Origin of the sequence: Gloeobacter kilaueensis JS1 (assembly GCF_000484535.1) — a bacterium.
GTDB classification, from domain to species: Bacteria; Cyanobacteriota; Cyanobacteriia; order Gloeobacterales; family Gloeobacteraceae; genus Gloeobacter; species Gloeobacter kilaueensis.
In genome coordinates this window covers 3580700-3600097 of the sequence record NC_022600.1, presented here as the reverse complement: position 1 = coordinate 3600097, position 19398 = coordinate 3580700, and the positions used below count along the sequence as shown (strand labels likewise).

The window sequence follows — 19398 nt, the reverse complement described above, 5'->3', positions numbered from 1 at the left end:
AGACAGTCGCCGGACAGGGCGCGGACGCCCTCAGTGCAAACGCCTGCTTTCTAACCTGCCTAGCGAGGCAAGCACAACGTAGAGAACGACCACCATCGAACCGGTGATCACCGGATCCCAGGACATCGCCTTATAAAGAAGGGTCGCAAAAACAATACCGATCCCGATGAACAGGGCGAATGCCAGGATCACGACCGAGAAGTCGCGTACCATAAGCCTCACCTCCTGGCCATACAGTAGCACCGCCTATCGCATCACGAACGTTTGCCGCTAAAGCCGCGATAAAAATTAGCAATTCTCGCCAGCTATTGGGCAGACGACTGTTCGTTTCCGTTCTGCAATCTTTTGGTTGCAAGCGGGAGGGAACCGGGGGGCAATATGGGCTTCACCGGCGCTCAGATTCGATCGCCGCCAACAACTCCGGCGTACTCCAGCCGCCCCGATAGCGCACCTGGTCGATAAATAGGGCCGGAGCTACCTCCACGCCTGCTGCTTGCCCACTTTGCCGGTCCGCTTCGACGCGCTCGCGGTGTACACCGCCGCTCACCTCCTGCAAGAAGCGGGGAATATCCAGCCCCACCTGCAGGGCGTACTCGACTAAAAAGCCGTTGCTGAGGGCGTCCTGGTGGGCAAACAAAAGCGCGTGCATCGGCCAGAAGTGGCCCTGGGCCGCCGCTGCCTCCGCCGCCTCCGCCGCTTTATGGGCGTGGGGATGGAGATTGCCCTGGGGAAAGTGGCGAAAGACGATCGTGAGGCGTTCTTGAAGGCGCTCCCGCAATTCGATGAGGGCAAAGTGCAGCCGCTGGCTATTCGGGCACTCGAAGTCACCGTACTTGACGAGCAGCACCGTTGCATCGAGATTGCCCAGGATGTGCTCGTCCGCCGTCACTGGCCGGAGTGCGTGCTGAGGGGGTGGTTGCGGTTCCACGGGCACCCTTGCAATAGACGTCAACACTGTAGGCAGATTGCCGGTCGATGTCGCCCTACTTCAGGTGGGGGTGTAACCCATCTGAAGCAGGAAGTGCGGCCCGTTCTACAGGTGGGCGATGCCACGCTTGAGGGCAGCGATCACCGCCTGGGTCCGGTCCCCCGCCTGCAACTTGGTGAGGATGTTGTTGACGTGAAACTTGACCGTCGTCTCGGCAATAAACAGCGCCGAGCCGATCTGCTGGTTGCTCATCCCCTGGGCCATCAGTTGCACGACTTCTCTTTCGCGCTCGCTCAGTTGAGGCTGGCCGAGGCGGTCGAGCAACTTGCTGCCCACCTGGGAGGGCACGAAGGACTGCCCGGCGTGGACGGTGCGGATGCACTCGACGAGGACGGCGCGGGGTGCCCCTTTGAGCAGATACGCTTTTGCCCCCGCCTGCAGGCAGCGGTAGATGTCCTCGTCGCCGTCGTAGGTGGTGAGGACGATGAGCCGGGCATCGGCGAAGCGCTCGCGGATCGCCGCGATCACCTCGATGCCGTCCAATTCCGGCATCCGCAGATCGATAAGGGCGATGTCGGGGCGATATTCGGCAAACAATTCGACCGTCGAGCGGCCATCCCCCGCCTGGGCGACGACGGCGATCTGATCTTCGGGCCGCACTTCGAGCATGGCGGCAAGACCGGCGCGCACCACCGGATGGTCGTCGGCAATCAGCACCCGGATCGGACCTTCACGAGAACCCACGGGCGGTCTCCAGAGCAGATTCAGCGGCAGAAGCGGGGGTAAGGGGCACCGAGGCAACCACCCGCGTCCCCGCCCCCGGACCACTGGCGATCAAAAGCTGTCCACCCAGGCGGCGGGCCCGCTCGCGCATACCGGCAAGGCCAAGGCCACCACTCGCCCGCTCCGGGTCGAAGCCACAGCCGTCGTCGCTCACCCACAGTTCCACAGCCCCTGCCTTGTAGGTCAATTCAAGGCTGAGGATTCTTGCCTGGGCGTGCTTGAGCGCATTGGTAAGCGCCTCAGCGGCGATGCGCAGCAGATTCGCCTCCACCTCTGCACTCAAAGATTGGGGGGTGCCGGAACTCTGGAAGCGGCTTTCCACAGCCGTGTAGGCCGTCAACTGCTGCAGCAGGCGCTGCAGAGCGTCGCCGAGGTCGCTGCCTTCTAAGGCCCGTGGCCGCAACGCCCAGAGCGAGCAGCGCGCTTCTGCCAGACCGCTGCGGGCCAGCTCCCGCGCCTGGAGAATGTGGGCGACCGCCTTCGGATGCTCGCTCAGGAGTTCAGCAGCCGTCTCCAGGTGCAGCACGATGCCGGTGAGCGATTGGGCGAGGGTGTCGTGGATTTCGCGGGCCAGCCGGTTGCGCTCTTCGAGCACAGCGCTCTGGCGCGCTTCGGTGGCGAGCCGGTCGAGTTGCACCGCCAGCGCCGCCTGGTTGGCCAGGGCCGCGATAAATTCGGTCTGCTCGGGGGCAAACAGCTCCTCGTGCTCCATCGCGATCCCCAGAAGGCCGACTGCCTGCTCCCCGGCAAAAAGCGGCACGGCGATCCGGGCGCGGTGGCCCATCTTTTTGTGCCATTCGAGGGTCTGGGGCCAGGTCATCGGGTGCGGCTGGTCGATCGTGTGGTGGATGATCGAATTTTTGGCGCGCACCATTTGCTCCCAGGCGGGGGTGATATCCGCTGCAAAGGGCCGCCGAAACAGGGCCGGGTCGTCGGGATGGTTGGGCTGGAACACCTCGCCGTTGCGCACGCACAGTCGCTGGCTGAGGGTGTTGGCGAGTGGGTCGAAGACGTAGAGGTGGACTGCACAGGCTCCTGCCTGCTCGGCGACCGCCCCCAGCACGTAGCCCAAAAACCGGTCCAGATTCGCCTGGTGGCTGAGGAGGGCCAGCGATTCGCGCAGCGCGCCGTTGGCCCGCGCCAGCTGTGCTGCCCGCTCCTGGGCTGCCTTTTCGCGCTCCTGCAACAGTTGCAACTCGGCGCGCTCCAAAAAGGTCATGTCCTGGTGAATAATGACGACCTCGCTAATCTGGCCCGCACCGTCGCGCAATGGAAAGCAGACCGCATCTACGTAGCGCCGCGTTCCGTTGGGGGTAATGTGGCTCGAATCGTACCAGTTACCGGGAATGAGCACCGTCTCACCGGCGAAGGCACGCTGAACCGCTCCCAGAATACCCAGTCGCTCCAGCTCCGGATCGCTCAGCGGATCGAAGTGCTGCATCTGCTCCGCCGTGATGTTCCACTGGTGGAAGTGGGCCGCATTGGCCACCACAAATCGGCCATCCGGCGCGTGAAGCTGCATACTGAGGGGCGACTGCTCAAAAAGCGCCCGATAGCGCTGCAGCTCCTTGTTTTCCTGGCGTAGCCGTTCTAACTCTTGCTGCAGTTGTTCCATGAGACTCGCTCAAGAGCTGTCTACTGCCGAAATTTTAGCAGCAGCGACGAAGCAGGGCAGCCTTCGACTACGCTCCACAACTTGACTTTTTTGATGCTTGTGACGCTGTACAAAATTCTTATAGTGCTAGCGAAGCTGCTTTGGTGTCATTCCGGTGAGTCGCTTAAATTGTTGCGTCATGTGACTTTGACTGGAGAAGCCCACCTGTAAGGCAACGTCTGGGATGGCCAGATCCGTCTTCGTCAGCATCCACTTCGCCTGTTCCACGCGCTGTTGAATCACGTACTGGTGTGGCGAGGTTCCCATCGCACCTTTGAACAAACTTGCAAAGTAAGTCGGGCTGATATTGATAATTCTGGCAAGTTCAGGAAGGGACAGATCCTGGTTAAGGTGAGCGTGAATGTAGTCAATCACCTGCTGCAGTTGTGTAGGCGTTAAGCTTCTGTGCTTATCTGTGATGGTTTGCGTCAAGTTGGAGTAGTGCCGCAGCAGATGAACGATTAACACCTGGGACAGCGATTCGACGTACAACCGGCCCATCACGCCGCCTGACTGTAACTCATCTAAGAGCAGCATTGCAATTTGCTGAAGGCGCAGATCACGTTTGGAGAAACAATGGACGAGGCTGATCTGATCGCTATTATCTAGCTCCAGTGTTTCAGCAGCTTGCCCAATCAACTCCGGTTCGAGGTAGATGTGCAGCATGGGCCTGAAGGTATCGCTTCTCCAGCAGTACCAGTAGCTCGGTTGTTCAGCGGGAACAACAATGCTGTCACCGCTTTGAACGATCGATTCGTGCAGACGACCCCCCCGCATCTGGGTCAGACGATAGGGATGCCCCAGCGGTAACAGGAGCCAGTGGTAGGACAGGGCGGGAGTATCAAACTCTTTCGCAGACGAAGGATGTTGGTACTTCTGAAGCAAAATCCCATTCCAACCCATCTGCTCACTGGAGAGTACAGGAGATTTGTTTAACAATTTGGCTAGGTCAATCGGGTTGACCAGGTTTGTTGTCATAGGATTTACCTCAACCTTGGTTCACTGCTCAAGGAACAAGCGCTTCGAGGCTGTTCAGCCTGGCTCTGGGTTATTAGGATATCGGATATATCTAACATGGATAATATCCAAAATGGATATAAAAGTCAAGGGTCCGGTGCCAGGTTTTGTTGCCGCAAGCGGACGGTAAGCAGTTGCCCCGACCGGTATGGCTTGTGACGTCGATCAAGCCGGTGGGCAGTTCGATGAGCTTGCAGGTGATCGCAAGTGCGAGGTTGGGACCGCAGATGCCCCTGGGGCCGCAGTTCTACCAGCATAGGAAAAATAGTTCTTACCGTGAACAAATTAACAGTGTTACATCGGTCAGAAGTTCAGCGCGATGTTCAACACACTCCGCGAAACCCCCCTGGGCGCTTCTAAAAGCTTTGTGAATCAGTCTGGATACTTTAGCGTTTTACTGCTTCGATGATATCACTCCCCGCCGGCACAGACTCGAAGAAATTTCCAGCAACGGGTTGAATAGCGCTGTCTACACTGACATTGACGATGACTTCGGGCAGATCAAACAGGATCCCTTTGAGATGGGGGTACGACTGCACAATTGCAGAAATCAAGCTGCCCTGTGCTCCACCGACATCGACGATTGTGTTGAATTGAGAGAAGTCATAGCTGGCGGCCACCGCCTGTGCGCTCTCCTTTCCTACATTGGTCATCGACTGCGAAAATATTTGCGCGGTTGAGCGATCGGCTTCGGCTGCGCGTCAAACGCATCGGCAATCCCTAACTTTGCTGCAAGATAGATCGACCGAGCAATCCAAAAACCGCCGATTAGATTCAGCATTGTTTCTTGAGGGGTCACTTCTAATGCTTCCATCTGATCAACTCCCAAACACGAAATTGCCTCTAAGGATGCGCCCCCGAGGGATATTTCAGGGGCGCAAACTTATTGACAGTGATTACAGTGTGATATGTCCAATCGTCGAACGAAAGACATCGTTCGGATCGTAGGTTCGTTTCAGCTCAACCAAGCGCTCATAGTTGGACCCGAAGGCAAGTGGAACGCGCTCCTGTTCCTGCTCATCCAGGGCATTGATGTATCCCCCTTTAAGAGCATAAGGTGCCAGTGCCTGGGAGACGTTCTTTGCCCATTGAATATGCTGCTGCTCTTCGCTTGGAGACTGCGGTTCCCAGGCTGCGATCAGCTCGACCATCGAATGGTCTTGACGCAAGGCAAAAGCAGTCTCAGTCGCACCCACGCGACTTGCGGCTCCGTGAAAGTTATGAATTAAGATCTTCGAAAATGGGGAGGGCAACGGCAGTCCCTGTTCGATCAGCACCTCGATCGCCTCAGTCTGAAAACCCTTGAGCGATTGGGTTTGAAGGTAGTAATGGCGACCTTGCGGTGCAATCGCATCCTGTGCGTGGATCACAGCGTTATAGGTGACGGGTTGCACCTGATCGACCAGAAGGGTGCCAAAGGTACGCAGGGGTGCGATTGCCTGCTCACCGTCTTCGAGCGGGCCGCAGTAGGTAGGTGAGAGAACAAGAACCGTCGAACCCTCTGGCGTTTGGATAAACCCAGTTATGACCGTCAGTTCATCGGGTGCGGTGGCAATAAACTCGTTGAAACGGTGTAGCACTGCTCTGGCTTGGTCTAGAGGATACAGCAGCGGACCAGATAGCACTGTCGTGAGCGGATGCAGGCGATACTCCAGAGAAACGACGACGCCAAAGTTGCCGCCACCGCCGCGCAGTCCCCAAAGCAAGTCTGCGTGCTCCCTAACACTGGCTGTCAGGAGTTGCCCATCGGCTGTCACCACTTGTGCCGACAGCAAGTTATCGGCACCCAATCCATAAGCACCGAGCAGAGGACTATAGCCTCCCCCCAGGGTAAATCCAGCCATACCGACACTCGATATGGATCCTGTGGTTGTCGCCAACCCGTATCTCTCTGCCGCCTCAATCAGGTCACCCGCCGTCGCTCCAGCTTGAACATGGGCTGTGCGCCCGCCTGGGTCGATGTTGACGGCCCGCATCTGGGACAAATCGATTGCGATGCCATTTTCAGATAAAGCGCGTCCTGCAAAATCGTGTCCTGCCCCACGAACGGAGATCGGCAAGCCGTGGGTGCGTGTCCAGCGAACCGTATCAATGACATCTTGCACGCTCAAACAACGAACGATGGCGGCGGGCCGGGTCTTCACCCTGCCATTCCAGAGTTGGCGCACCTGTTCATAAGTAGCGTCCTCCGGGATGACAGTCTGACCCGCTGTGAGCCGTGCTGCAAGATCGCCCAACAATCCCCGGTTCCGACTGTACGTAGTTGTCATGCTTTCTCTTCAGAGTGCTATATCCGGAGTGTAGTGAATCGCGATGCATAACCGGTTTCAGATTCTTACAACGATTTGTCAGATTCTTATGGTTTCAACGAACTTGTTATGAGTCTTCGTGGCCTGAAGCACTATCGAAGTGGCTGAGCAAACCCACTGACTGGCCGGGGTTGGCTCCGCTCCAAGCACGGCTGGTGTGCGCCTGCCCGCTGAGTAGATTGTTGCGTAGCCGTACTGCCTTCGAGTCTGAAATCCGAGGTTTGAGGTTCTGAACCGCAACTCTGGGGTTGCAAGACACAACCTCCGAGTCCAGAACCTGAAAGATGAGGTTCCGAACCCGAAGCTTGAGGTCCAGATCTGGAAAGATGGGGTTTGGAACCCGAAGCTTGAGGTCCAGAACCCCGAACTTGAGACTTTGAACCCGAAGTTCGAGGTTGCGAACCGGAAAGTCGAGGCTCAAAACCCAAAACTTGAGGTTCGCAACCCGAAGTTCGAGGTTCAGAACCAGAAAGATGGGGTTCGGAACCCGGAACTTGAGGTTCGGAACCTGAAGTTTCGCGTCCAGAACCTGAAAGGTGAGGTTCAAAACCCCAAAGCCGAGCCCGGAGTCTTGAACAGTCAGGCTCCGGGCTTGAGTACCGGAAAGCATCGGTGCCTCTACCAAATCACAACAACGTGCCCCAGTGTGGACAGCTCAGCCTCACTGAAGGTCAAAGATTTCCTGTACATCCAGCTGCCAGCCCGGCAGAAGTTCGGCACTGAGCAGGGCCGGGTTTTCCAGGCGCTGCACCGGGTGTCCAGGTCGGTAGATTTCGACTCGCCGTGCCTGTGGGTCAATGAGCCAGCCCAGTTGCACCCCATTGGCCAGGTATTCTTCCATCTTCAGCTGCAGGGTGTTGAGGTCGTCGCTGGCTGAACGCAGCTCGATTACAAAGTCTGGGCTGAGCGGTGCAAATCCTTCCTGCTGTTCAAGGCTCAGTGCCTGCCATCGTTCCCGGCGGATCCAGGCAGCATCGGGGGAGCGAATCGCCCCGTTGGGCAGGGTGAAACCCGTCGAGGAATCGAAGACGACACCCGTTCTGTCCCTGTCAGCCCAGTCGAGGAGGCGATGGTTCAGGCGGGCGTTGCGTCTGCCGCTATTGCTTCCGGCTGGAGCCATGACGATCAATTCTCCCCGTGGGCTGCGCTCCAACCGCAGGTCCGGATTGGAGCGACACAGGGCAGTGAACAGTTCATGGGTGAGTTCAAGAGGACGCACGTTTAGGGCCACAGCCGTCATGGGGAATCACCGTCTGTACTGGGCAAGCTGGAGGTTCTACAGAACTCCGGGCTCCAGAGGCAATTTCAGGATAGCTTCTCATGCCGCAACCCCAGGCAGGGGGTAGAGTGGAGAAGCTGATTTTTGAAATCGTGCGGTACTACTGCCAGACAAATACATCAGGTGTCCTCAAAGACGACCAAGCTACGTGCTGTGGGAAGGAGCACTCAGGCCGAACACAGCCACTGTGAATCCCTCGAAGTCTAGGAAAATCAGCACCGCAGCGTCCGGTATTTGCCAAAGTGCATAGAAACAAACTGGCCTCTTGCATAGCGACAAGACCGGGCATACGTTCAGGAACATTCGCAGGCGACAAGGAGAAGATGCTAGCACCGATGCCAGCTCATCGAAGCCAGTGGAAGGAGACGCCATGCACGCCCTCGGCCAATCGCGTACAAGAGGTGTTCTGCTCACCCCGACTGGGTTGCACAAGTGGCAGCAGTTCAGACAAAATCACGAGTTTCAGCACGGTAGGCGGCTGACGCTCGAAGCGCTGAGCGAGCTGAGCGGTCTGAACGTCACGACCCTGGGCCGCATTCAAAAGCGCGAACAGCCGGTGGATCTGGCGAGTCTGCGCCAGCTATTTGTAAGTTGCCATCTGACGATCGAGGCCACGGACTACCGCCAGGTCAAGGCGATGGAGCGTCCGATCCCCACGGCGGGCCGCCGCTGGGATATGGGCGGCAGGCAGGCACCGGCTTTCTTCGATGGCCGCAGCGCGGAGCTGAATGCGCTGGAGCAGTGGATCGTGACGGAGGGCTGCCGTCTGGTGCTGCTCACGGGTATGGCGGGTATTGGCAAGACGGCTCTTGTTCTGCAGTTTGCCCAGCTCCTGCAGGGCCACTTTCAGACGGTGCTCTATCGCTCCTGTTGTGCAGGGTCGCTAGAACAGTTAGAAGCCGAACTGAGCGGTGCTGAGCTGGACCGCCGACGGTGCTTGATCGTGCTCGATGATTTTGAGGCCGGGGATCTCTACGCTCCGCTGGTGCAGAGGTTGAGCGAGGAAGCCCACGGCAGTTGCCTGCTACTGGTGGGCCGGACTGTGCCCCCGGATCTGCGCGCCCTGGCCGGTCAGACGCTGCCGGTGCGTCTTCTGCAGTTGGGTGCCCTGACGGCAGAATCAGCGGCGGTTTTTGTCGGGCGGCGGGGCTGCTACCGGGGGTCGGCGGCGGACTGGCAGGCCCTGAATACTTACTTTGGCGGCAATCCCCGGTTTTTGCTGTCGGCGGCGGCCCTCATCGAAGATCTGTTTGGGGGAGATGTCGCCGCCTTTGTCGCCCTGCTGCAGCGCGAGGGACTTGCGATTCCCGAGGTGAATCGGTTGCTGGATGAAGAATTGCCGCGCCTTTCACCCGTCGAGCGCCAGATTCTTACCCAGCTGAGTGTGCGCCGTCTACCGGCGACGATCGAGCACCTTTGTGGTCTGTGGGAGCGCCGCTTCAGTGCCCAGCAGCTCATCGAGGCACTGCAGACCCTCAAGCGCTGCGCCCTCGTCGAATCCGGCGAGGCCGGCATCTGGCTCTGTCCGGCGGTGGCTGCCGGGGTGCGAGCCCGTGCGACGGCTCTGCGTCCGGCGACCGCTGCCGATAAAAGCCAGCGCCGACGGACGGGGATTCGCCTGTTCCACCCGAGCCGCCTCCGGCGGGCGGCCATACCAGGAACCCTCTTTACGGTCCAAGGCTGAAGCTGAACTGGATGCCGGGATCTTTCCAGGAGGCTGGGAAGTGGCCGAAGGGAGCCAGTTTGCGGATGCCTTCGACCACCTGGCCGTCCAATTGCGGGTTGCCGAAGGACTGTTGCACCTGCAGCGTCTCGACCCGGCCCTCGGCGTCGAGGTGCAGCAGGACCGCCCCGGTCGGCTTGAGGTCGTTCAGGCTAATAAGGCCCCTGCGGATGCGCTCGATCACGCTCGCCTTGTAGCTGCTGATCTCGGCGACGGCACTATTTGGACCCTGGCCAGGCTCGGCGAGCATCGAGCGCTGCAGATAGCGCAGGTCGGCTGTCGCGATTTCGATGCAGCGCCCGTCGCTTGCTCCCTCGCGGCATTCGGTGGGGAAGGGAGCCGTGCAGGTGAACCTGTGGGCAGACATCAGATTGCAGTGCTCCCCGGCCCGGTGCGCGAGGCCGAGGGCGTGGCCGATCTCGTGCATGAGGGCGGTGCGCAGGGCAAATTCATCGACGGCACCGCCCTGCGACTGGTTGACAATAATCTGGATTTTACCGAAGCGCCAGGGACCACCGGTGGCGTAGCGGCCCGTCACACCGTCGCTCTGTTCTTCTGAGTCGCTGATCGGCGTGCGCCGGAGCACCTCGACGTAGAGATCGGCCTTGTCGGGGCCTGGGCTGAAACTGAAAAGCCCGGCAGCGAGCAGAGCTTTTGCCTGGCGTTCCTCGGCCTGGGGCCGGAGGACGACGAGGCTGTTTTCGGCAGCGTTGCGGCTCGGGGTAGAGAGCAAGATATTCACCCAGTCAAGAAAACCCTGCTGCAGTGCGCCTGCGGTCTGCTGGGGTACAGCTTCACCGGCGCTGTTGGGAAAGGACGGATAGCGGGCCACCGGCGCGATGTAGACGCGGATCGGGAAGTTGGTCCGGTCGTAGCCCCAGGCATAGGTTGCCGGTATGACCAGCAGATAGAGCGCTACAAGAAGTGAAAGCCCGCGTCCGGCCCTTCTGGCGATTTTCTGAGCGATCGTCTGCACGCGGCCTCCTCGAATATCGAGACGCAAACACCATATTTTGGATTGCCGAAAATACATTTCAAGGAGATGACACAGTTCTTATAATTTTGGGCAAACCAAAAATTCCGGCGGTCAGAACAGGAGGTGCCGCCGGTGGCTGCCGTTCTAGACTGCAGATATGTCTACTGATGAGACTTTTCTCTACGACTGCTGCCTGGCCCGCGACCGCCGCTACGACGGCCAGTTTGTGGTCGGCGTGCTGACGACGGGGATCTTCTGCCTGCCCTCCTGTTCGGCGCGCAAGCCAAAGCGCGAAAATGTCCGCTTCTATTCGGATATCGAACAGGCAAGAGCCGCCGGCCTGCGCCCCTGCAAGCGCTGTCGGCCCGAACTTTTTTATCGGGGCGACGATCCCGACCGCCGCTGCTTCGAGAGCCTTGCGGGTCGGGTGCGCTCCAACCCGGCGGCCTTTCGCAACGTGAGCGCCCTCGCCGCTGCCGCTCAGATCAGTACTACCAAACTGGGCGAGCTGTTTCGGCAGCACGCAAAGCTCACACCGGCGGCCTTCTTAAAGCAAGCCCGGATCCAGAAAGCCTGCGAACTGCTCATCGCCACCGGCGAGCGGATCGTCGATATTGCCTTTGCCGTCGGCTTCGAGAGTGAATCGGCCTTTCACCGGCACTTCGTTGCCCTGACAGGCTGCACCCCTGGTGCCTACCGTTCCAGCCCACTGCCTCTACAGGAGACGAGCGATGTCCTATCAGGCCGGAATCTTTGAGACGCCCCTCGCCCCAGCCGTAGCTGTGGTCGATGATCGAGGCGCGCTGGTGCAGTTTTTCTTTGCAGCCCAGGGCAGCGCCGAATTTCCCAGCCTGCGGGGCATGGCGATTCGCTGGAACGACGAGGCGATTATCCCGGTGGTCCGCCAGGTAGGCGAATACTTTGAGAACCAGCGCCGCCACTTCGATCTGCCTCTTGCCCCGATGGGCAGCCCATTTCAGAAGGCGGTCTGGGCAGAACTCACAAAAATTCCTTTCGGAACGACGATGAGCTACGGCGAACTGGCGGCCCGCATCGGTCAGCCGGGTGGGGCGCGGGCGGTCGGGCGGGCCAATGCCACCAACCCGATCGCCCTCGTCGTCCCCTGCCATCGGGTGATCGGCGCAGACGGTACGCTCACCGGCTACGCCGGTGGCCTGCCCCTCAAGCGCGCCCTTCTGGAGCACGAGGGAGTTCACCGGCAGAACGGCCAGCTTGAGTTGACAGGTCCATTGCTGCCCTGTTAGCGTCGGCCTGGAATTTTTCAGGACGAGCGGTGGTGGGCGAAGATTTGCAGGGCCGGATGTTGCTCTCTCACAACTTCGATCTCGAACCGGGAGGTATACCCGTTCTCAGTTCGGCGCAGTTTGCCAGTGTATTTATCGACGGACTTGCCTCCCAACCGGGCATCCGCTGCCGCTATCTCGAAGACAGTCCCCACTGGCTGGTCGAGGTGCTTTTTGCCGCCGATACCCACCCGCCTGCCCGCGTGGGCGAGCTGTGCGCCCAGGCGCTGGCAGACAGGCGGCAGCAACAGTTGCCAGAAGGCGTAGCGCCTCCGGACATCCTCGCCCTCGGCGGCCTCAAGACCACCCCAGCCAGGAGCGCTTCGCCCTATTCTCTGCAGCCGGGCAACTGGGGCGTCGATGTCGTCGAGACAGCCTCGGCAGAAACTTTTTTGCTCGCCATCGGCTGGGAGGCGACGGTCGCCCGTCTGCCTGCCGAAGAAGTTTTTCAGGTGGTCCTGCCCGGTAAGTAATCTCTTGCTGGACGCTGGTACGATCGCGGGATGAGCGAAAATTTGACGCAGAGTATGGAAGAAGAGCCCGAGCGCTACCAGACCGAGGATGTGATCGTCACCTGTCCTTTTTGCCAGGCCACCAGCAGCGGCGATCTGCACGAGACTGTCGCCCTGCTCGCTGCCTGCGAGCACTGCCGCCTCGACATCGCCGAGGACGGCGAGCACAGCGGCTTCGGTGACGCGGTGCTCTCTGGTCTGTCGCGCCGCTTTGGCTCGAAAGAAACCTGGGCCGCCTGGCGGCAGGCCACCGCCTAGGGCTGTTCGACTTCCAGCGTGATCTGAGCGTGGGCAGTGGGCTCGCCGGGTACGGTCCAGCTCACCAGGCTACGGCGCAGCGCGTCGATCGCTGCATCTGCTTTGAGGGTGGTATTTTCTTCGACCAGCCGCAGTTGACGGACTCTGCCCCGCTCGATATCCGCTTCAAAGGCGACAGCACCCTGGCTTTCAGCGGGGAGGGGCGTGTTGTCGAGTACCTGATTGAGCGAGGCTACCGCTCCCGCATCGAGGCCGGTCGTGTTTATCAGTCGCACAACCGGCAGGGCGGAACGGGTGGCCATCGCCGGTACGCCGGGGGCCGCACCACCGGCAGGGGCGGCACTTTCTGCCGCTGTTCCGGCGCTTGTGTCAGATCTGGGGGCCGTGGAGCGCTCGCGATCCTCGCGCAGTGGCGCAGCTTCCTCGCTGCGGCCCGCCTGGGAGGGGACCGGTGGAGCAGGAGCAGGGACTGTTTTTGTAGCAGGAGCGCGGCTGGGGGGACGCGGCTCGCTCTTTGGAGCCTGGGCCACCGCCGGCGGTTTGGGGGCAGCGGGTCTGGCTGCCTGCGGGCGGGCCGGGTTGGAGAGCGTCTGGTTGGTAGGCGCGGGGATCAAGCCTGTGAGACTGCCGTGCTGCAGATAAGCGTTCAGGCCCACCGCCAGCACCAGAGCAGCGGCGACCAGTCCCGTCGCACCGATGGGACCAATCGGAAAGCGGCGCAGATTGTTTTCGTTGCGGATGGGAGCAGGCGGCTCAGCCAGCAGCCCCTCCCAGCGGGCCAGCTCCTCCGGCGGCAGCGAGGGCGGGTCGCCCGCTTGCGGGGCGTTCCAGCCGGAGCGGCGAAGCAGATCCGGCAGGGCGCGTTCGAGGCGGTCGGGATCGCTCATGGCTCGCTCCTGCGCAGCGCTTCACAAAACTGGGTCTCACCGCACTCCGAGTCGAAGGATTCGCCCAACAATTCGGCCAGGCGGCGATAGATTTTTTTGAACCGAATCGAGATCGCTGCCGGTGTGATCCCCAACGAGGCGGCGATGTCTTTTTGGGGTTCCTGCAGAACGTACACCCGCCGCAAAAGCCACTGCTCCCCTTCGGCCAGCCGTCCCACCGCCTCTAAAAAATACTCCTGGCACTGGGCTTCGAGCAGTTGGGTTTCGACCGGAGCGGCCCGGTCGGCTACCACCTCGCCCAGGGGCCGGTTTGCCTCGGTGGGCTGATCGAGCGAGAGATTGCGCACGATGTTGAGCACTTCCTGGCGGGCCAGGTTGCCCTGGGTCGTCTTTGGCTGCGGGCGGCCCCAGGAAGGGTTGATCCGCCGCTGCATGTCGCTGTAGACCCTGGGGAGGATGCAGGAGCTGAACCAGGTCGAAAAGCGGGCCACCTGGGGATCAAAGAGGGCGAGCTGCGAGTAGGTAAGGGAGATCACTTCGGTCACAAAATCATCGACTTCAAAGCGGGCGGGGGTCTCGTAGCGGCGGCAGTAACTGCGACAGACCCGCTCCAACAGCGCGTTGAAGTCTTGAAGTCCTCCGCTGCGCGCCTCGCGGGCAAGTTGCCTGAGCCTCTGCTCCTTTGCACTAGGCGGCAAAGCGGGATCGCTTAAGACCTGCTCGCGTGCGCGCAACACCGGCTGCAGGACGACGGCGAGCTGTTGGAGCGCCTCAGCGGTCGTTTCAGCCGGGCGCGAGCGTTGGGAAGGGAAAAGATTATTGAACATCGCTTAGGTTTTCCTGACCACGATGAGTACAAACGCGGAGCCCTGTCCCCATAATCTAACGGATTGACCGGGCCGCTCAGTATTTATAGCCCTGAAGAACGAGAGCGATGCAGCTTGCCCAAGCTAACCAAACGGTTCGATCGCTTCTTTAATTGCGGCGCGTTGCGCCTCCGTGTACCCCCAGCGGTCGAGAAAGGCCGCATAATCGCCCTGTCCGTCCGTCAGCGCTCTTTTTAATTCAGCTATCTCGCGCTCGATCTGCGGCAGCTGGAGCCTGGCGATGAGGGCGGCGCTGCGCCGGGCCACCTGCTCGGAGCCGGAAGCGGCTTCGGCGTCGCCGTTCTGCCGGTGCGCCCAGATCATCGCCGTGGACATCGCGAGATTTTTGGTCATCAGCGGGGCGACCACCGCCGGTGCGGTGCGCAGGGCTTCAACCAGTCCATCGGGCAGGGCATCGGCGATTGGCCACTCGCCAGAAAGAAACGTCACAAAAAAGCCCCGCGCCCCGTTGGCTGTCGCCACCAGATCCGCCACCGCCCGGTACAACTTTTCTGCATCCCGTTGACCGGCAGCCTGTTCGTCGAGCAGGGCCGTCGTCCGCTCGATCGCCTGGGCAAAACTGATCGCTTCTGTCGGCATCGCCTCGTTCCATTGCTCCATCGAGTCTAGCCGGGTATCCGTCAGGGCAGCCCCCAGGGCTTGCGCAGCGCCTGGTAGCTGGCCACAGGAAGCTGGACGAGCACGGGCTCTGCCTCAGGGCGCAGCCAGCCCAGCAACGCCTCGATGCGCTCGCGGGGCATCGCCGTGCAGCCGGCGGTGGGCGAGGTGGCCCCGGCCCAGACGTGCAAAAAGATGCAACTGCCGCCGCCGGGCTGGGGCGGGTCGCTGTTGTGACCCACGACGATCACCCAGCGGTACAGTTCGTCCGTCCGGCGCATCACCTCGGCGGAGGACCAGCGGGCGGGCAGGTCCGGGCCAATCGTGACGACGCGGTTGTACTCGGCAGCCTTCGGATCATCGACGCAGCGATCGGCCTCACCCAGAGACCGGTAAGCCAGCGCTGTGCCTGTGGGCGGCAGGTCGCTGTAGCCGTAGGCTTTGCCCAGCCGATAGACGCCCGCCGGGGAGCGGCCATCGCCCTCGCGCTTGCGCGGACCCTCGCCGGGCGGAGCAAGGCCGGCTCCCCAGCCCAGCCCGCTGCGCCCGAGCACCACCGGCCAGGCTTCTCCGACCGGCTGCCAGCTGCCGCTGACGCGGCTGTAGCGCTGCAGCCGACCGGCAATCGCAGGCCAATCGCCGCTCGTGACCAGGATCATCTGGCTTGTCGTCTCAGGAATCGGACCAGCGTTCGCCATAACAGGCAGACCAGCAAGAAAAGCCAACAAAAGCCAGATCTGCTTCACCTTTACCTCGTGTGCAGCCGCCGTTCACTCTAGCAGTCCCGGTGGCAGCTACAGTGGATATCCAGTTGGACAGCTTCTCTGGATAGTATCGCCCCGGCCAGCACCGGGATACATTGCTGGTACATGTCTAGTCACTATTACAGTCACTGGAGCCTGTGCAATGGGGGTTATGCGTCCAGAGAAGTTCGAGCGTACCCTGGTGCGCCTGTTATCGAAAAACAGATCAGCGCTGACGGAGCCTGCGGCAGCGACGGGAGTGATCGAAAGACTCGATCAAAATTTTCGTCTCAGGCGAACCAGCAGCGCCGCCCTCCGCTTACTTGGACTGACGGAAATAAATTTACAGGGACAACTTGCAAGCGATATCGGGTTGCCGAGGGCGGTGATCAGCCGCTGGCTCTCCCAGTGCCGGCGCAGCGAGGTCCACGGTTGCCCGGTGCGCTTTGAGATGCTCCATCCTTTTGCCCAGGAGGAGCGCTGGCTGACGGTGACGATCTGCCCCATCGGTGCAAGGCGCTTTCGCTACTACCTGGAGGAGAGCACCGCCCGCCACTGTGCCGAGATGAAACTGCGCAGCGAGGTCGAACAGTTGCGCCTGCAGGTCAACCAGCTCAGCGAGCGCGCTCGGGAGCTGACGGCGTTGAGCGAACTGTGCCAGATGCTGCAGGTCTGCTCGAACGGGGGGTCCGCTTTTCGGGCCGCTGTCTCTGCGACGCTGCCGGTGATGTTCGAGGGGGTGACTGGAGTTCTCCTGCTGAGCGGTGATCCCCACAGCGCCCCTGAGCCGGTGCTCTCCTGGGGAGGGGACGAGGGGGGGACGACGAGGTACACAAAGCGCATCACGCTCCCCCTGCTCGTGCTGGGTGAGCCAAAGGGCATGTTGAGCCTGCAGGAGCAGCAGCCCGGCAGCCTTTACGCTGCCAAGCAACGGTTGGCGGCGATCGTCGCCGATCACCTGGCTTTGGCGCTGGCGAACCTGCAGTTGCGCGAGGCGCTGCGCCTGCAGTCGGTGCGCGATCCGCTCACGGGCCTGCACAACCGCCGCTACTTCGACGAAGCGCTCGGGAGCCTGGCAGAGTGTGCTCAAAAAAGCGGCGAACCCCTTGCTGTGCTGATTTTGGATGTGGACCACTTCAAGCGCTGCAACGACACCTACGGCCACGACGCCGGAGATGCGGTGCTGCGCCAGGTGGGCCGCTGCCTGCAGCGCGCCACCCGCAGCGGTGATATTGTCTGCCGTTTCGGGGGTGAAGAGTTCGTGCTCTTGCTGCCGGGAACGGATCTACCTACAGCAGTGCAGCGCGCCGATCAGATCCGCTCTCAGATCGAACGCCTGGAGCTGGAATACGGCGGCTGGCCCATCGCTCCGGTGACGGTCTCGGTGGGCGTGGCCGCGCTCGAACAGCCCCAGACCCTGGCGCAGTCGGTTCTGCTCGCCGCCGACAGAGCGCTCTACGAGGCAAAGCACCAGGGACGCAACCGCGTCATCGCCGCTATCAATCCGGCCACAACCCTGTCAGCAACACGCGACAGCGCTGTCTGAAGCGCGCCGTTTCGCCCTGCGCCCTCGCCATCAGTATCGAGGTACTTTATACTGCTCATCCAAAAGCTTCGGTACGCCCATGCTCTCGCTCAACCGCTACCAGTGGACCGTTCTGCTCGCCGCCTGGCTCGGCTGGGGCTTCGATATCTTCGACGGTCTGTTGTTTAACTTTGTCGCGCCCAACTGCGTGCCGACGCTCCTGGGGCTCACCATCGGCACCCCGGCTGCCAAGGAGGCGACGCTTCTTTGGACGGGCATTCTCACCTCGGTGCTGCTGGTGGGCTGGGCTGTGGGCGGCATCCTCTTTGGCAAACTCGCCGATCAGATTGGCCGCACCAGAACACTGCTTCTGACGATCATCCTCTACGCGCTCGGTACCGCCAGTTGTGCCGCTGCGCCCAATATCTGGGTTCTGGCGCTCTGCCGGGCGGTGGCGAGCTTTGGGATCGGCGGCGAATGGGCAGCGGGAGCGACGATGGTGGCGGAGGTGGTCCCCGACGACAAGCGCGTCGAGGCCGGTGCCCTGCTCTACACCGCTGCCCCAGCCGGGCTGCTATTGGCCACGTTCTTAAATCTGCAGGTGGCGGGCGTTTTTTTGAAGTCCAGCCCTGAAACCAGCTGGCGCTACGTCTTTTTGTGCGGATTGATCCCGGCGGCGGCGGCGCTTTTTGTGCGGGTGTTCGTCAAAGAGCCTGAGCGCTGGCAGAACGTCAGTGCCCGGCAAAAACCACCGGCAATTGCCGAACTTTTTGAACCGCGCTACCTGCCTTTTACCTTGAGTGGATTTCTCATGGCAGTTACCGCCCTGATTACCTGGTGGAGTTCCTCTGCGTTTATCCCGCTCGTCGCCTCCGGCCTGGCCGGTGCTGAGGCGGCAGCCCAGAATCTGGCCAAACCGGAAACCCAGGCGCTCATCGAAAGCTGGAAGGCGACCGCTTCCAACAGTTTTAACGTCGGTGGGCTTCTGGGCACGCTCTTTACGATCCCGGCAGCCAAGTACCTGGGGCGCAGGAGCATGTTCTCGCTCTACTTCATCCTCTCCGCTGCTGCTTTGCTGTTGACCTTCGGCCTCGAACTGCCGCCGACGGTGCGGCTTTATCTGTATTTTCCGATTGGCCTCACGGTCTTTGGCATCTTCGGCAGCTTTACTTACTATCTGCCGGAGTTGTTTCCCACCCGCCTGCGGGCCACCGGAGCCGGTTTTTGCTACAACATCGGGCGGATCGTCGCCGCCGGTGGACCGTTTCTGGTGGGCTATGTGGCCGGTCAGGGGACCAACAGCCTGCAGAGTGCGCTTGGAACCCTCTTCTGGGTTGGCTTCGTGCCGATCGCCGGGTTGCTTTTCATTCCGCTGGTGATCGAGACGCGGGGGCAGGCGCTGGCTGATTGATAAAAAGCGCGAATCTCAGCAGCTCAGGCGGTAAAGTTGGCATGGGAGAGAGCGAGTCAGAGCCGGGTAATGAAATACTTCTTTTTGACCGAGGGCTGGAAGATTGCACGGGTGTGGGACACCTCGGGAATCTGGAACGAACAGGTGCAGCGCCGCAAGCCGGGCATCGAGCGCATCGAGATGGGCATCGTCGAGAACGGTGAAGCCTTCTGGCTCTACAGGGTCGAAGAAGCGGTCGTGATGGTCGAGGTCAAACCCTTTCCCAGCGACGGCAGCGCCAAAGGCTTCGGTCAGGTCGTCCTCAAGCGCCTGATCGATGCCCAGGAAGTGCTCGACCGTCTCTGCACCGCCGAGGCGCTCTTTAATTCCACGACGGCCATTCCTCCTCTCACCCTGCCCGGCGAGGCGAATATCCGGGTACCTTAGCCGGTGGTGCTGTCAACGAGCGCATAAGAAGCGTAAAGCTGGGCGAAAAAGGCTCACCCAACCGCTAAGATTTCAGATAGAGATCCAGGATCTGCTTCTATCAAGTAAGCATTTCACTCTGGCGGCAAAAAGCTTCGAGCAGCAGTATCTCATCGCAGCCGCCCAGCACCTGCCTGCAT

Annotated in this window: 23 protein-coding genes; 8 read left to right on the top strand and 15 right to left on the bottom strand. The window is 60.9% G+C overall.

From position 1 onward, the window contains the following. Positions 1-30: 30 nt before the first annotated feature. From GKIL_RS16690 to GKIL_RS16650, 10 genes are all read right to left on the bottom strand, one after another. Positions 31-213 carry a hypothetical protein gene (locus tag GKIL_RS16690; protein WP_023174958.1) on the bottom strand — a complete coding sequence of 61 codons (183 nt, stop codon included), beginning with the start codon at positions 211-213 and terminating at the stop codon, positions 31-33. A gap of 172 nt (positions 214-385) precedes the next feature. Continuing rightward, positions 386-928, bottom strand: coding sequence for a DsbA family protein (locus GKIL_RS16685; RefSeq protein ID WP_023174957.1), 543 nt, complete (start codon positions 926-928; stop codon positions 386-388). Between the two features lie 105 nt (positions 929-1033). Then, entirely contained in the window at positions 1034-1672 is a 639-nt protein-coding gene (locus GKIL_RS16680) for a response regulator (RefSeq protein WP_023174956.1), read from the bottom strand. Next, positions 1659-3326: a sensor histidine kinase gene (locus tag GKIL_RS22915; RefSeq protein WP_023174955.1), complete on the bottom strand. Its 1668-nt coding sequence runs from the start codon at positions 3324-3326 to the stop codon at positions 1659-1661. Before GKIL_RS22915 ends, GKIL_RS16680 begins: the two co-directional genes overlap by 14 nt. 126 nt (positions 3327-3452) lie before the next feature. Continuing rightward, positions 3453-4343 (bottom strand): AraC family transcriptional regulator, encoded by an 891-nt coding sequence (locus GKIL_RS16670; RefSeq protein ID WP_023174954.1) that lies wholly within the window; start codon positions 4341-4343, stop codon positions 3453-3455. A gap of 425 nt (positions 4344-4768) precedes the next feature. Then, positions 4769-5035 (bottom strand): methyltransferase, encoded by a 267-nt coding sequence (locus GKIL_RS16665; protein WP_023174953.1) that lies wholly within the window; start codon positions 5033-5035, stop codon positions 4769-4771. Further along, on the bottom strand, positions 5032-5196 hold the full coding sequence (locus GKIL_RS25360; protein ID WP_023174952.1) for a hypothetical protein: 165 nt from the start codon (positions 5194-5196) through the stop codon (positions 5032-5034). The genes GKIL_RS16665 and GKIL_RS25360 overlap by 4 nt, the downstream gene beginning before the upstream one ends. A gap of 82 nt (positions 5197-5278) precedes the next feature. Continuing rightward, a complete protein-coding gene (locus GKIL_RS16660) occupies positions 5279-6652 on the bottom strand; it encodes an FAD-binding oxidoreductase (protein WP_023174951.1) in 1374 nt (457 codons plus the stop codon). Positions 6653-6758: 106 nt separating this feature from the next. Then, positions 6759-7301 (bottom strand): hypothetical protein, encoded by a 543-nt coding sequence (locus GKIL_RS16655; protein ID WP_023174950.1) that lies wholly within the window; start codon positions 7299-7301, stop codon positions 6759-6761. Between the two features lie 51 nt (positions 7302-7352). Beyond that, complete coding sequence (locus tag GKIL_RS16650; protein WP_023174949.1) at positions 7353-7931, bottom strand: Uma2 family endonuclease; 579 nt, start codon at positions 7929-7931, stop codon at positions 7353-7355. 409 nt (positions 7932-8340) lie between these two features. Here GKIL_RS16650 and GKIL_RS16645 point away from each other — a divergent pair, with 409 nt between their 5' ends. Beyond that, a complete protein-coding gene (locus GKIL_RS16645; protein ID WP_023174948.1) occupies positions 8341-9654 on the top strand; it encodes an ATP-binding protein in 1314 nt (437 codons plus the stop codon). On the opposite strand, the gene tolA is transcribed toward GKIL_RS16645, so the two are convergent. After that, on the bottom strand, positions 9638-10669 hold the full coding sequence (gene tolA / locus GKIL_RS16640) for a cell envelope integrity protein TolA (protein ID WP_023174947.1): 1032 nt from the start codon (positions 10667-10669) through the stop codon (positions 9638-9640). The genes GKIL_RS16645 and tolA overlap by 17 nt on opposite strands. Positions 10670-10826: 157 nt before the next feature. Here tolA and GKIL_RS16635 point away from each other — a divergent pair, with 157 nt between their 5' ends. From GKIL_RS16635 to GKIL_RS16620, 4 genes are read left to right on the top strand one after another with little or no spacing between them, the layout of a single operon-like run. Then, entirely contained in the window at positions 10827-11426 is a 600-nt protein-coding gene (locus GKIL_RS16635) for a bifunctional transcriptional activator/DNA repair enzyme AdaA (RefSeq protein WP_023174946.1), read from the top strand. Beyond that, a complete protein-coding gene (locus GKIL_RS25765) occupies positions 11401-11934 on the top strand; it encodes a methylated-DNA--[protein]-cysteine S-methyltransferase (RefSeq protein ID WP_023174944.1) in 534 nt (177 codons plus the stop codon). Before GKIL_RS16635 ends, GKIL_RS25765 begins: the two co-directional genes overlap by 26 nt. Before the next feature lie 32 nt (positions 11935-11966). Then, positions 11967-12446, top strand: coding sequence for a DUF2656 domain-containing protein (locus tag GKIL_RS16625; protein WP_223173779.1), 480 nt, complete (start codon positions 11967-11969; stop codon positions 12444-12446). A 54-nt stretch (positions 12447-12500) separates the two neighbouring features. After that, entirely contained in the window at positions 12501-12743 is a 243-nt protein-coding gene (locus GKIL_RS16620; protein ID WP_041244016.1) for a hypothetical protein, read from the top strand. Here GKIL_RS16620 and GKIL_RS16615 read toward each other — a convergent pair. The 4 genes from GKIL_RS16615 to GKIL_RS16600 all read right to left on the bottom strand — a co-directional run bounded on the left by GKIL_RS16615 (position 12740) and on the right by GKIL_RS16600 (position 15860). Beyond that, the gene (locus tag GKIL_RS16615; protein WP_023174941.1) at positions 12740-13630 is read right to left on the bottom strand and encodes an after-VIT domain-containing protein; all 891 of its coding nucleotides are present in this window, start codon (positions 13628-13630) and stop codon (positions 12740-12742) included. The genes GKIL_RS16620 and GKIL_RS16615 overlap by 4 nt on opposite strands. Further along, positions 13627-14457, bottom strand: coding sequence for a sigma-70 family RNA polymerase sigma factor (locus GKIL_RS16610; protein WP_023174940.1), 831 nt, complete (start codon positions 14455-14457; stop codon positions 13627-13629). The genes GKIL_RS16615 and GKIL_RS16610 overlap by 4 nt, the downstream gene beginning before the upstream one ends. Positions 14458-14580: 123 nt before the next feature. Next, positions 14581-15096 (bottom strand): hypothetical protein, encoded by a 516-nt coding sequence (locus GKIL_RS16605; protein WP_041244015.1) that lies wholly within the window; start codon positions 15094-15096, stop codon positions 14581-14583. 41 nt (positions 15097-15137) lie between these two features. Next, positions 15138-15860 (bottom strand): L,D-transpeptidase family protein, encoded by a 723-nt coding sequence (locus tag GKIL_RS16600; protein ID WP_187293833.1) that lies wholly within the window; start codon positions 15858-15860, stop codon positions 15138-15140. A 256-nt stretch (positions 15861-16116) separates the two neighbouring features. Between GKIL_RS16600 and GKIL_RS22910 the strand changes: the two genes are divergently transcribed. From GKIL_RS22910 to GKIL_RS16585, 3 genes are all read left to right on the top strand, one after another. Continuing rightward, entirely contained in the window at positions 16117-17403 is a 1287-nt protein-coding gene (locus tag GKIL_RS22910; protein ID WP_144080416.1) for a GGDEF domain-containing protein, read from the top strand. A gap of 79 nt (positions 17404-17482) precedes the next feature. Beyond that, the gene (locus GKIL_RS16590; RefSeq protein WP_023174935.1) at positions 17483-18793 is read left to right on the top strand and encodes an MFS transporter; all 1311 of its coding nucleotides are present in this window, start codon (positions 17483-17485) and stop codon (positions 18791-18793) included. A 69-nt stretch (positions 18794-18862) separates the two neighbouring features. Continuing rightward, positions 18863-19219 (top strand): hypothetical protein, encoded by a 357-nt coding sequence (locus GKIL_RS16585; RefSeq protein WP_023174934.1) that lies wholly within the window; start codon positions 18863-18865, stop codon positions 19217-19219. The last annotated feature ends 179 nt before the right edge of the window (positions 19220-19398 follow it).

What these genes read in the sequence shown, in the direction of transcription:
- GKIL_RS16650 (WP_023174949.1), bottom strand. Translation starts at nt 7,931, where the DNA reads ATGACGGCTGTGGCCCTAAACGTGCGTCCTCTTGAACTCACCCATGAA.
- GKIL_RS16610 (WP_023174940.1), bottom strand. Translation starts at nt 14,457, where the DNA reads ATGTTCAATAATCTTTTCCCTTCCCAACGCTCGCGCCCGGCTGAAACG.
- GKIL_RS16620 (WP_041244016.1), top strand. Translation starts at nt 12,501, where the DNA reads ATGGAAGAAGAGCCCGAGCGCTACCAGACCGAGGATGTGATCGTCACC.
- GKIL_RS16635 (WP_023174946.1), top strand. Translation starts at nt 10,827, where the DNA reads ATGTCTACTGATGAGACTTTTCTCTACGACTGCTGCCTGGCCCGCGAC.
- GKIL_RS25360 (WP_023174952.1), bottom strand. Translation starts at nt 5,196, where the DNA reads ATGGAAGCATTAGAAGTGACCCCTCAAGAAACAATGCTGAATCTAATC.
- GKIL_RS16670 (WP_023174954.1), bottom strand. Translation starts at nt 4,343, where the DNA reads ATGACAACAAACCTGGTCAACCCGATTGACCTAGCCAAATTGTTAAAC.
- GKIL_RS16615 (WP_023174941.1), bottom strand. Translation starts at nt 13,630, where the DNA reads ATGAGCGATCCCGACCGCCTCGAACGCGCCCTGCCGGATCTGCTTCGC.
- GKIL_RS16690 (WP_023174958.1), bottom strand. Translation starts at nt 213, where the DNA reads ATGGTACGCGACTTCTCGGTCGTGATCCTGGCATTCGCCCTGTTCATC.
- GKIL_RS16645 (WP_023174948.1), top strand. Translation starts at nt 8,341, where the DNA reads ATGCACGCCCTCGGCCAATCGCGTACAAGAGGTGTTCTGCTCACCCCG.
- GKIL_RS16585 (WP_023174934.1), top strand. Translation starts at nt 18,863, where the DNA reads ATGAAATACTTCTTTTTGACCGAGGGCTGGAAGATTGCACGGGTGTGG.
- GKIL_RS16655 (WP_023174950.1), bottom strand. Translation starts at nt 7,301, where the DNA reads ATGCTTTCCGGTACTCAAGCCCGGAGCCTGACTGTTCAAGACTCCGGG.
- GKIL_RS16660 (WP_023174951.1), bottom strand. Translation starts at nt 6,652, where the DNA reads ATGACAACTACGTACAGTCGGAACCGGGGATTGTTGGGCGATCTTGCA.
- GKIL_RS16590 (WP_023174935.1), top strand. Translation starts at nt 17,483, where the DNA reads ATGCTCTCGCTCAACCGCTACCAGTGGACCGTTCTGCTCGCCGCCTGG.
- GKIL_RS16605 (WP_041244015.1), bottom strand. Translation starts at nt 15,096, where the DNA reads ATGCCGACAGAAGCGATCAGTTTTGCCCAGGCGATCGAGCGGACGACG.
- GKIL_RS25765 (WP_023174944.1), top strand. Translation starts at nt 11,401, where the DNA reads ATGTCCTATCAGGCCGGAATCTTTGAGACGCCCCTCGCCCCAGCCGTA.
- GKIL_RS16665 (WP_023174953.1), bottom strand. Translation starts at nt 5,035, where the DNA reads ATGACCAATGTAGGAAAGGAGAGCGCACAGGCGGTGGCCGCCAGCTAT.
- GKIL_RS22915 (WP_023174955.1), bottom strand. Translation starts at nt 3,326, where the DNA reads ATGGAACAACTGCAGCAAGAGTTAGAACGGCTACGCCAGGAAAACAAG.